Origin of the sequence: Lebetimonas sp. JS138 (assembly GCF_000523335.1) — a bacterium.
Lineage (GTDB): Bacteria > Campylobacterota > Campylobacteria > Campylobacterales > Nautiliaceae > Lebetimonas.
Window position 1 is genome coordinate 573644 of sequence record NZ_ATHT01000001.1, and the last position, 11949, is coordinate 585592.

Annotated in this window: 9 protein-coding genes; 3 read left to right on the forward strand and 6 right to left on the reverse strand. The window is 31.6% G+C overall.

What is annotated here, in order from left to right:
- The first annotated feature begins 9 nt into the window (after positions 1–9).
- The 3 genes from DZ67_RS0103215 to DZ67_RS0103225 all read left to right on the forward strand — a co-directional run bounded on the left by DZ67_RS0103215 (position 10) and on the right by DZ67_RS0103225 (position 6453).
- Positions 10–1923 (forward strand): flagellar hook-basal body complex protein, encoded by a 1914-nt coding sequence (locus DZ67_RS0103215; RefSeq protein WP_024787233.1) that lies wholly within the window; start codon positions 10–12, stop codon positions 1921–1923.
- A gap of 125 nt (positions 1924–2048) precedes the next feature.
- Complete coding sequence (locus DZ67_RS11145) at positions 2049–4637, forward strand: flagellar hook-basal body complex protein (protein WP_024787234.1); 2589 nt, start codon at positions 2049–2051, stop codon at positions 4635–4637.
- Between the two features lie 37 nt (positions 4638–4674).
- Complete coding sequence (locus tag DZ67_RS0103225; protein WP_024790720.1) at positions 4675–6453, forward strand: motility associated factor glycosyltransferase family protein; 1779 nt, start codon at positions 4675–4677, stop codon at positions 6451–6453.
- Here DZ67_RS0103225 and DZ67_RS09765 read toward each other — a convergent pair.
- From DZ67_RS09765 to glyQ, 6 genes are all read right to left on the reverse strand, one after another.
- Positions 6436–8055: a helix-hairpin-helix domain-containing protein gene (locus tag DZ67_RS09765; RefSeq protein ID WP_035907051.1), complete on the reverse strand. Its 1620-nt coding sequence runs from the start codon at positions 8053–8055 to the stop codon at positions 6436–6438. The two genes, DZ67_RS0103225 and DZ67_RS09765, sit on opposite strands and share 18 nt — an antisense overlap.
- Positions 8045–8344, reverse strand: a complete 300-nt coding sequence (locus DZ67_RS0103235; RefSeq protein WP_024787236.1) for a DUF167 domain-containing protein — start codon at positions 8342–8344, stop codon at positions 8045–8047. Before DZ67_RS0103235 ends, DZ67_RS09765 begins: the two co-directional genes overlap by 11 nt.
- Positions 8345–8405: 61 nt before the next feature.
- Positions 8406–9575, reverse strand: a complete 1170-nt coding sequence (gene waaA / locus DZ67_RS0103240) for a lipid IV(A) 3-deoxy-D-manno-octulosonic acid transferase (RefSeq protein WP_035907053.1) — start codon at positions 9573–9575, stop codon at positions 8406–8408.
- Between the two features lie 10 nt (positions 9576–9585).
- Positions 9586–10317 (reverse strand): zinc ribbon domain-containing protein, encoded by a 732-nt coding sequence (locus DZ67_RS0103245; RefSeq protein WP_024787238.1) that lies wholly within the window; start codon positions 10315–10317, stop codon positions 9586–9588.
- Positions 10318–10343: 26 nt separating this feature from the next.
- Entirely contained in the window at positions 10344–11060 is a 717-nt protein-coding gene (locus DZ67_RS0103250) for a Nif3-like dinuclear metal center hexameric protein (RefSeq protein WP_024787239.1), read from the reverse strand.
- 13 nt (positions 11061–11073) lie between these two features.
- Positions 11074–11940, reverse strand: a complete 867-nt coding sequence (gene glyQ, locus DZ67_RS0103255) for a glycine--tRNA ligase subunit alpha (protein ID WP_024787240.1) — start codon at positions 11938–11940, stop codon at positions 11074–11076.
- Between the last annotated feature and the right edge of the window lie 9 nt (positions 11941–11949).

Here is an 11949-nt window from a genome sequence, read left to right on the forward strand (position 1 = left end):
AGGATTAAAATGACAAGGTCATTTTTTAACGGTGTAAGCGGAATGAAAAGTTTTCAAACGGGGATTGATATTTGGGGGAACAACATATCAAATATCAATACCGCGGGATACAAAGAAACAAACCCTGAATTTTCTTCAATTTTTTCACAGACTCTGAAAAATTCACCGATATTTTCGGATGTTGGACTTGGAAGCAGACTCGATGCCAATGCCATTAATTTATCGCAAGGAAGTTTTATCGACTCAGACAATCCTTTCGATATTGCTCTTGGTGGTAAAGGCTGGATTGGGGTTAAAAACGGGGACAATATTTACTATACACGAAACGGAAGCTTTAAAAGAGACAAAGAGGGTTATTTGGTTGATAACAACGGGAATTATCTATTAGTTGCCAACGCAAATAATATAAAAAACAATAACGGAAGCTATGAAATAAACCAAAACATTCCGACAGATAATTTAATAAATAATCCTCTCTCCCCCATTTCACTGCCAAATTCAATGATTTTACCCGCAATTGCCACAAGCAAAGTGAATCTTTTTACCAATTTGAATGATGCCGACCAGATAAACTCAACCGCTCCGGCGACACTTAATAATGATTTCAGTGCATTATACTCAAATGACGGAAAAGATTTAAAAATAAGAGACGGTGATTCATTCGTTTTCGGTTTCGGAAATCCGGCAACATATTCCAATAATTTAATTTCAAGTGAAATATGCATAACAGACGATATAAAAGACGGAAAAGATTTGGTTTATGATTTTAGTATTAATGATAAACAGATAAATCTGAGTGTGCCTGATGGAAGTACAAAAAGCGAAATTCAAAATGCCCTTGTCAATAAATTAACACAAAATGGAATAGATGCGACAATATCAGACAACGGAATAGTGATTTCTGACCCAACAAAAATAATTTTACACTCAAATAATGACAATTTACCAAATATTGCAGCTGAAAAATTAATTTATAAATCAACCCCCGCCAAAGAAAATGAATTTGACACTGTGCAAAATTTAATCGATAAATTCCAGTCCCTGGCAAATAATATCAATCCGGATATCTCGGTTTCTCTTGACGATAAAGGAAGAATTGTTACAACAAATCCTACCGCTAAAACTATTAATTCATATCTTCTCAAAACAGAAAATTCCAATGACTTGTTTATTAACAATCTCGGAAGAATTGGAAATGAAATTTATCCCCAGACAAGTGCAAAAAGCAATGCTTTTAAAGTAAACAAACATGATTTTGGAGGGAATATTTATGACGCAAACGGTAACAAAAATATAATTTCTTTTTCTTTTACAAAACAGAAAATTTTAAATAATCAGATTCAATGGAACGGAGTAATTACAATAAAAGATGCAAACGGAAACATTATAAACACTTCAAATCAGATTTTCACGTTTGACGAAAACGGAAAATTACTATCCCCTAAAACAGTGACACTTAATTCACCTCAAAATATAAATATAAATTTTGATTTAACGTCATACGCCAAAACAGATTCCAATACAAGTTATTCTTTTTCCCAAAATGGACTTGAAAAAGGTTACCTTCAAGGATATGATATTAATGACGACGGAGTTATTTTTGCAAATTTTTCAAATTCCAAAAGTGTGGGGCTCGGACAGATTCCGATTTTCCATTTTCAAAACCCTCAGGGACTTGAAAGTATCGGGGGCAATCTTTTTAGAAAGACAAATAATTCAAATAAAGCATTTTTATATGAAAGCAATGGAGAATACATTCCTTATGCAAAAGTAATTTCTCATAAACTTGAAGCTTCAAATGTAAATTTTGCCAAAGCGATGACAGAGCTTATAATAAACCAAAAAGCATTCTCAGCGGCGGCAAAAACTGTAACAACCAGCGATGAAATGATTCAAAAAGCAATTAATTTAAAAAAAGGATAATATAGTAGTGAATAGTGAGTGGTGAGTGGTGAGCTTGCCCGGCCGCTTTTCAAGCGGCGGGGTGAGTAATTGAAAAAGGAACGGTTTTTGCTTGATAAAAAAAACTTTATTTAAAGGAATGAATCATGATGAGAAGTCTTTGGAGCGGGGTTAGCGGCCTAAACGCTCATCAGGTTGCAATGGATGTGGAAGCCAACAACATTGCAAATGTAAATACTGTGGGATTTAAATACTCTAGAACCAATTTTCAAAATCTTTTAAGCCAAACAGTAAAAAGCGCTACAGCACCACAGGGAAAACTCGGTGGAAAAAATTCACTTCAGATAGGCCTTGGAACAAGTGTCAGCGCAGTTGAAACATTGTTTAAACAAGGAAGTATTCAAAATACCGATAAAAATACAGATATGGCAATTAACGGAGACGGTTTTTTTGTTGTGAGTGGAGACGGAGGAAAAACATATAAATATACAAGAGCCGGAGATTTTACATTTGATGCAAACGGTAATTTTGTTGACCCAAACGGAATGATAGTACAAGGATGGCTTGCAGACCCGGACACACATACAATAGATACCGCAAAAGGGGTTCAGCCGATATCTATTCCACCAGGTCTTACCACACCGGCAAACGCTACAAGTAAAATTCAAATAAAAGCAAATCTAAACAGTGGGGTTCATATTAAAGAAATGAGCGGAACAAGACCTACTGTTGATCAGACTGCAGATATTAGCGGATTATATAATGCAAATGGTGAAAAATTATCTTTAACCCCTGATAAAGACACTTTGACTTTGGCAATAGAAGACGCAAATGGAAATATAAACAATTATACATTTACTTACGGAAAAAGCACATCAAATACAGACAGAAAATTTACCACCATAAAAGATTTATTAGACGAAATCAATGAAATAATAAAAGATCCGACCGGTACAAAACCATCATCAGAATACAAAGTTTATTTAAACGGAAACGGACAAATTGTGGATCCAGAAAACAAAATAAAAACAGAAACCACACTTTCATCTACCAATACGGAATTAGAAAATATTTTCAAAGGTTTAAACGGACCCTCAACCACTACAGAGCCTATGAAATCCTTAAAAAACAGTTTTATCGGTGCCGACGATGTAGGCGAGCTTTTTAATGCAAGCGGTGATGCGTTTAATATAGAAGAAGGACAGGGAATTAAAGTTAATATAAACGGACTTGGGGAAACAAGAAATTTCATATATTCAAAAACACCTATAAATGAAACCGAAGGCTGCGGAAGTGCAAGCGGGTCTTATCAGCCAAAGGAAAATACCGTTTCTGATTCGAATGAAGGGCTTCACTGGTTATATAATTCCACAACAAAAGATGATAATAACCGTGCATTTATGAATGTCAATCAAAAAATATCATTTCAAATTGATAAAAACGCAGACGGAACAATAGATGACACCTTAACATATGTTTATGGAAAAGATTTCCAGACATTCAGTGATTTATGCTGCCTTTTGAATTCAGATTTTACAAGCAATAATATAAATGACAATGTAAGTTTTGAAAACGGTAAAATGAAAGAAACCCAGGATATTATTAAAAATGTACAATTAAAAGATTCCAATGGAACAATCAACGATTCAAATTCAAACACCCCTCTTGGGAAATTGTCTCAAATTTTCAAATCTTTGGGCAGCGGCACATCAACAGATACATTTTATAAAAATGACACATATTATTTTCACGATATTCAGGATTTGGCATATGTATGGCAATTGGCGATAGATGACAGCGGAGATACTTCAAATTCAACATCCGGAAACAGCGGTATTGTTTCAATAGATGAAAACGGAAAATTAAATATAAAAAACACCTCAGCAAATTCATTTAATATAAATTTATCTGGTTATCCGGATGATAAAAAAGACAATAATTTATTTACGGAAGCTTTTTCACCGATAAACGGAAGTTTGGCAGCAGGAGGATCAACCTTTTCACAGGCTATTAATGCCGCAACTCACACAACAAGCATTGATGTGTTTGATTCGCTTGGCAGCAAGCACACTTTAACACTTCATTTCAGAAAAGCACATACATCTGAAAATCCGAACGATCCGACAGTTTGGAAATGGTATGCCGATGTCCCGGCACCTTCGTCTCTTGATCAGCCGGCAAACGGATATGTAAAATTCAATCCTGACGGAAGTTTAAATTCCTATAATCCTCCTAGTTTAATATTTAATCCTAACAATGGAGCCAATTCAGGACAGGCCATACAGCTTGATTTAGGAAACATTGGCAAATTTGACGGAATCACATCTTTTGAAGCACCTAGTTCCACTAGCGGACAGACTCAAAACGGTTATCCGGGAGGAGATTTGCAAAGTTTGGTAGTTGATCAGACAGGAACGGTAATAGGGGTATTCACCAACGGCAGAAGTTATTCCCTTGCTCAGGTTGCATTAGCAAAATTTGTTAATAATGAAGGCTTAATGAGTGAGGGCGGAACTCTGTTCAGCTCTTCGCCAAATTCAGGTGAACCGATAGTAGGGACTGCCGGAACGGGGGGAAGAGGGACAATTCAACCAAGCAGCCTTGAAATGAGCAATGTTGACTTAAGCAGAAGTTTAACTCAGTTAATTGTAATTCAAAGAGGTTTCCAGGCAAATTCAAAAACTATTACAACAAGTGATGAGATGTTAAATACGCTTTTACAGCTTAAAAGATAGTATAATTCGCTAAAACTTCTGTTTTAGCGGAGAAATTATGAATCTTTTTCAAAAAAATATAAAGTTTTTTTATCAAAATATTCCTTCGTTTTATAAATTAATAACTTCAATAAAAACAAGAAGATACCAGCTTGTAAACAATAATATACTTGATACACAAACAAATACTTATCTTTATCCGAATTCTATTGATGAAGATTCAATCATATTTTCATATAATCCTGTACAAAATTCTTTATGGGAAAAAAATTTTTTTTATATTAATCCAGAAAAATTAGATGAAAAAGAATTTTATTTAACAGGCAAAATAGTAAATTCTTTAACTGACAAAGCTAAAAATTTAAATTATACCGATGGATTTTATTTTGAAAATAATTTTTTACCTGCAACTGTTATTTTAGGATTATTATCAGGCAAACATATAGAAATATTAGCACAAAAATATAATTTTCAGTCTCTTTTTATATATGAACCGGAACCGGAATTTTTTGCAATAAGTCTGTATTTTATAGATTATGAAAAACTTTATAAAAAATTAAGGGGAAAACTGTTTGTTTTCATAAAAAACAAAATTAATTATTTTGCAATTGAAAAATTTTATTTTGAAAGAATCATAACTTCAAATTTTGCCAGATTCACCCTCACCACCTATGAAAACAAATTTATAATAGATGCCAAAAATAAATTTAATAAAATTTCCGTTTTAAAAAACAGAGGATGGGGAACTTTCGAAGATGAAATAAAAGGAATAAAAAATCATTTGCAAAATATTGGGAGATATCCTCTGTTAAATAAATCAAAAAAATTAAATATTCCTGTTTGTATAGCAGCCAATGGAAAAAGTTTGGAAAAAAATATTGAATTTATTAAAAAAAACAAAGATTCCATGATAATAATTTCAGTAGGAACTGCGCTTAAACCTTTAATAAAAGCAGGACTGCAAAGTGATTTTCATATAGAACAGGAAAGAATAGATACATTAATTGAAGCTTTAAAAGATATATTACCAAATTACAGGGGTTATTTCTTAGGAGCAAGTGTTGTAAATCAAAAAATTTTCCAAATGGCAAAAAAACCTTTAATGTATATCAGGGAAGCTTTTACACAGGAAAACAATTATTTTACTTTAAAATATTCCTCCCCAATAGTCGGAAACACAGGTATGGCATTTGCAAGTGAATTTAGTAATGAAATATATCTATGCGGAATGGATTTAGGTTTCAGACTGGGGGAGAGAAAACATTCATATGGAAGTTTTTATGACAATAAAGAAGACACAGAACAAAAAGGGATTAAAGTAAAAGGAAATTTAAGTGATGATATATATAGCGATTCATTGTTTTTAAGCAGCAAAAGCAATATAGAAAAATTAATAAAAGAAAAACAGACAAATGTTTATAATTTAAGTGACGGCGCTTATATTGAGGGTTCAGTTCCAATAAAAGACAAAAAATTACCCCTTATTGATAAAGAAAAATATATACGAGAAATAATAAACTGTTTTAATAAAACTGATTATAAAGATGAAAAACCGGATATTAAAAATCTGCTTTTGGCAATAAGCAAAGCTATGGATATAAAAATTGATTCAAAAGAAAAGCTTACATCGCTTATTGAAGGGCTTGAAGATTTGATTAAAACATATGAGCAAATCGACAAATCAGGGTTTTTGCTTCTTAGAGGCTCTTTATTCCATATTTTAAATAATTTATATATCCTCTCGTATAAAATAGATTTTAAAAATTATAATAAACTCACAAAAATAATAAAAAAAGAAATTTTTAAATTTAATGAAATTTTAAATAAAATTTTTTAACGTATTAATTAAATCTTTCTTTTCAGCCCAGCCTCTTCTTGACTGATTCAATCCGTATTTCATATTATAAAGCTCTTTTTTATTTGTAGCATAAGAATTAATGCACATTCTTACACCCGTTTCTTTTGCAAGTTTTATTTTAGAATCATCCAAATCAAGCCTGTCTCTTCTTGCGTCAATTTCGAATATTTTATTTTTTTCTTTAGCTGCTTTTAATATTTGCTCAAACTCAATATCGATTCCGTCAAATTCCTGAATTTTTCTGCAAATTGGATGTGATAAAATATCAATATGATTTAAAGCGTTGATTATTCTTTTTGTCTGGGTAGGTTTATCTAAATTAAAATTATCCTCCACACTTCCGTAAACTATATCAAAATCTTTAATTTTATCTTTTAAATAATTTAATTCACCGTTTTTATCTATTTTGCATTCAATAGCACTGTAAATTTTCAGTTTTGATTTTAATTTTTTTATTTTTTCCAAATCTTCAATATTTTTTGTACAAATTCCCAAAAATTCATAACCTTTTTTTTCAGCCTCATCGATAATTTCTTTAATGTTTTTATTAAAATAAACTTTTAAATCGCCTTTTATATCATCCTCCCTCACAAGTTTTGGTAAATTATTATTTTTAGCAGCTTCAATTTCCCCCCTGTTTTCTCTGAGTTCAGGTTCTATATATCTCAGCCCCATTGTTTCATACACTTCTTCTTCGCTTTTTCCGGCAATTCTTTTTGTACCTTTGTATATTCCGTATTCATTTACTTTTAGCCCCATATCTATTGCCATTTTTCTTATTGCTATATTGTGGGCTTTGCTTCCTGTAAAATAATGAAGAGCACTTCCGTAACTCTCTTTTGTAACCGCCCTGAGGTCAATCTGAAGAGAATTGTCCAAAAAAACCGTACTTCTTGTTAAACCTTTTGAATATACTTCTTTTACCCTTTTATATTTTGTAAAATATTCACTTACCTTCATATAATCATCCGCAATAACCAAAATATCCAAATCTCCGACTGTTTCTTTTCTCCTTCTGTAACTTCCGGCAATATCTACAATTTCAACACCTGGGAAATCAAGTAAATATTTTCTGATTTCTTCTGCCACTTCTTCAACATCGGCCCATAAAAATCTGATACCGGCTTTTTTAAGCTGCTTAACGCCTTTTAATATTTTTTCAATCAGTTTAGGGCCAAATCCGGGAAGTTTATCAAGCTCACCGTTTTGGGCATATTTTCTAAGTTCTTCAAGACTTGTAATATGAAAAGCGTCATAAATTTCTTTTATTCTTTTTGGACCGAGGCCTTCAATGCTAAGCATATCGATAAGTCCCAGAGGAATCTGTTTTTTAAGCTCTTCCAGTTTGGAAAATTTTCCTGTAATTACTATTTCTTTTATATATTCGCTCAAATCATGCCCTATTCCAGGCAATTTTGTTAAATCAAACTCCTCTTTTACTAGCTTTTCAAAATCTTTACTCGTTCCTTCAACAAGCCTTGCGGCATTCCTGTATGCTCTTACTTTAAACGGATTTTCCCCTTTTATATCAAGCAAATCCGCTGTAAGAGAAAGTATCTTGGCAATTTCACTATTGCTCATTGTATTCCTTTAAAAATTCTTTTATTTTAACATTTAGCGGCAATATAATTTGCTTCCTTTTACTTGTTTCTCCTTTTATTATTATATCGCTTTTGGGAATCTTAAATGTTTTGGATAAAAATTTAACCAATTCTTTATTTGCCGCACCCTCTACAGCAGGAGCTTTTATGTTTATTTTTAAACTGTCGTCCCCATAAAGACCTGCTATTTTATTTTTTGAAGAATTTGGCTGCGCTTTTACATAAATTATAACCTTATCATCTTTTATTTCATAAAAATTTTTTTCCATCTTTGTCCTTTATTTTATCTTTTTCTGCTCACAACTCACAAATCACTATTCACTAAATAAATTATCCATTTTCAATTATATTAATAATTTCTTCTAAATTTAGAATATTTTTTATTTTAGTAATCTTTGCCGCTTTAATTTTTTCTTTAATTTCATCAATTTCACAAATTTCAATATTTTCAACTTCGTTATATAACGCTGTTTGGTTAAAATAATATTTACCGCTGATTATGGGTTTGTTAAAATAAGCAGCCTCAACCGGATTATGCCCTCCAACATTATCAACAAAACTCCCCCCTAAAATTACAATATCGGCAACTTGATATAAATTAATCAACTCTCCCATCTTATCAATTAATACTAAATCTTCATCTATATTAATTTTCCATTTTCCATTTTCCATTTTCCATTTTCCATTATTAAACTTTTCACTTATTTTTTCCACTTTCCCATACTTTTTCATAATATTATATACTTCGTCAAATCTTTCCGGATGTCTTGGTACCACAGCAACCTGAAATTTATTTAAATCAAGCTTTGGCAAAATCAGCTCTTCTTCATTTTTATGTGTTGAAGCCAAAATTAGTAAAGGCTTTTTTTTAATAAACTCGGTTGTGATTTTTGGATTAAAATATGTCTTTATATTTCCTGTAACTTTTATATTTTTTGCCCCTAAATTCAAAAGCCTTTTTTTATCCTCCGCGCTTTGTGCCAAAACAATATCAATATTTTCAAAAATTTTTTTATAAAACCATTTAAATTTAAGATACTTGGGATAACTTTTTTCACTGATTCTGGCATTTAGTAAAACCGTCTTATTACATCTTCTTTTTGCAAGATAAAAAAACATATACCATAATTCGGCTTCCATTACCACTAAAGTTTTACAAGGTTTTAGCCAAAAAGGTAAAAAAATCTCAAACGGCAAAAATCTGAGATGAACATTTTTATATCTTTTTGCTTCGGCATAACCCGTGTTGGTTATTACACTTAAATTAACTTCGTCAAACTGCTCAATAAGCGGTTTTAATGCTTTTGTTTCACCAAGGGAACATGCATGGAAATAATGTAGTTTTTTTGTAAAAGGCGAGTTGTTTATCAGAAAAAATCTGGAGGGGATAGATTTTTTGTATTTTTTTTTAAAGCTGAGATAAATTAAAAAAGGAATTGAAATTAAATATAAAATAAAAAGAAAAAAAAGATAAAAAAAATTAAATATTACATTTTTCACTACTCATAACTCACTGCTCACTTTTTTCACTATCTTCGCTTTCTTCAACAAACAACACTCTTCCGCAATGAGGACAAGTTACTATTTCTTCACCTTTAATCACTTCTGTATAAACTTTATCGCTGATTTTCATATTACAACCGCTGCATGCCTGTTTTCTGACAGGAGTTACAGCCGTTATACCCGCCCATCTCTTAATTTTTTCATAAAATCTGAAAATTTGAGGATTCATTTCATTTATAAGTTTTTCTTTTTTCTTATAAATCGCTTCTTTTTGTTTTTTAACTGTTTCCAGTTTTTTTTCAACATCAACACTCAAAACAGTGATTTCAGAATCTATTTTTTCAATCTCTTTTTTTATGTTTTCTTTTTCTTCATTTTTAAGTTCAAGCTGTTTTTCAAATTTTGCAATTTCTTCGTTTGCCGCTTCAATTTGTTCACGCGCCAGTTCCTCTTCTATTTGAAGCGCTTTAAATTCTTTTTCTGTTTTTGCTTTACTCTGTTTTTCTTCTATAGAAATAAGTTTATCTTTAAGTTCTTTTATTGATAATTCGTTTTTACTTTTTTTTAGTTTAATATTTCTAATCTCTTCTTCAAGTTTTTCAAGTCTCTCTTCAAGAGCTTTTTTCTGGTTTTCAAGTTTGGTTACAGGAGCTTTAATATTAATCTCAACAGGTTCGAGTTCTTTTAATTTCCTTTCATATCCGTTGAGTTCTATTAACTCTTTTAAAAATTTATTCATTGCTGACCTTTTTTATTGGAATTATATCAAATTAAGTCAAACGGATTAGTTGAATTGATTTTTATAATTTCAATCTCCATATCTTTTATATTATCGTATAATGCTTCCGCAAAATATTTTTCACTTTCAAAATGTCCTACATCAATCAGACTGATTCCTCTCGCTTTTGCATCCATAGCTTCATGATACTTGATATCCCCTGTTAAAAAACAATCAGCTTTTATCTGGTCTAATAAGCTCATTCCGCTGCCTGTTGTAATTCCAACTTTTTTTACAAAATCATTGGCTTTTACTACCCGTATATATTTTAATTTCATTTTTTCTTTTATTAAGTTAACCAGTTTGTCAAATTTCATATAAACCTCACTGTAAAAAACAAAATCTTCCTGAAATCCTTCTATTTCTAAAATTTTTTTAGCAAAATAATTATTTAAATGTGTTTTGTCAAAATTGGTATGCATTGCAATTAATGAACAGTTTTTTTGGATAAGTTTAATTAAATATTTTGTAGAAAAAGAATTGAAATTTACTTTTTTTATACCTTTAAAAATCAAAGGATGATGCGTAATAATCAATGAATTCGGCTTTATTTTTTCAATTACACTATCATCAATATCAAGAGATAAATATATCCTTTCAATCTTTTCATTTATACCAACATTTATTCCGCTGTTGTCCCACTCTTCCTGAAGTGAAAAAGGGCTTATTTCATCCAAAAATTTATAGATATCCTTTAATTTCATATATTACCTTTCACTATTCACTACTTTCACTACTTTCACCATTTTCACTCTCCACATATTTCTCGGCCACCATTTTGGCAAGCTCTCTTATTTTTAAAATGTAATTTTGCCTTTCTGTTTGGGAAATAGCTTTTCTCGCATCCAACACATTAAACACATGGCTGGCCATTATTGTATAATCATATGCAGGAAGCGCTAAATTATTTTCTATACATTTTTTTACTTCATTTCTGCAGTCTTCAAACCATCTAAAAAGCATATCAACACTGGCCACTTCGAAATTGTATTTTGAAAATTCATATTCGCTTCTTTTGTGCATATCTCCGTAAGTTGTAGATTCATTCCATTTTATATCAAATACATTATCAACTCCCTGAAGATACATTGCAAGTCTTTCCGTACCATATGTGATTTCAACCGGCACAGGAAATGTTTTAATACCCCCGACTTGCTGAAAATATGTAAACTGGGTAACTTCCATACCGTCAAGCCAAACTTCCCATCCGAGACCCCATGCTCCGAGTGTGGGTGATTCCCAGTTATCCTCCACAAACCTTACGTCGTGTTCAGCAACATTTAATCCTAAATATTCGAGAGATTCTAAATACATATCCTGGATATTCTCAGGACTCGGTTTCATAATAACCTGAAACTGATAATAAGCCCCCAGCCTGTTTGGATTTTCACCGTATCTTCCGTCTGTCGGTCTTCTGCTCGGCGCCACATATGCCACATTCCAAGCACCTTTTCCAAGACTTCTTAAAAGAGTTGCCGGATGAAACGTCCCGGCCCCACTTGGAAAATCATAAGGCATTACAATATTACATCCCTTATTTTTCCAAAACTCCTGAAGTTTTAATAATAAATCACTAAAATACATTCATTCTCC

Excerpts from the sequence above, each read along its gene's own strand:
- DZ67_RS0103215 (WP_024787233.1), top strand. The coding sequence starts at position 10 with ATGACAAGGTCATTTTTTAACGGTGTAAGCGGAATGAAAAGTTTTCAA.
- DZ67_RS11145 (WP_024787234.1), top strand. The coding sequence starts at position 2,049 with ATGATGAGAAGTCTTTGGAGCGGGGTTAGCGGCCTAAACGCTCATCAG.
- DZ67_RS0103225 (WP_024790720.1), top strand. The coding sequence starts at position 4,675 with ATGAATCTTTTTCAAAAAAATATAAAGTTTTTTTATCAAAATATTCCT.
- DZ67_RS09765 (WP_035907051.1), bottom strand. The coding sequence starts at position 8,055 with ATGAGCAATAGTGAAATTGCCAAGATACTTTCTCTTACAGCGGATTTG.
- DZ67_RS0103235 (WP_024787236.1), bottom strand. The coding sequence starts at position 8,344 with ATGGAAAAAAATTTTTATGAAATAAAAGATGATAAGGTTATAATTTAT.
- DZ67_RS0103245 (WP_024787238.1), bottom strand. The coding sequence starts at position 10,317 with ATGAATAAATTTTTAAAAGAGTTAATAGAACTCAACGGATATGAAAGG.
- DZ67_RS0103250 (WP_024787239.1), bottom strand. The coding sequence starts at position 11,060 with ATGAAATTAAAGGATATCTATAAATTTTTGGATGAAATAAGCCCTTTT.
- glyQ (WP_024787240.1), bottom strand. The coding sequence starts at position 11,940 with ATGTATTTTAGTGATTTATTATTAAAACTTCAGGAGTTTTGGAAAAAT.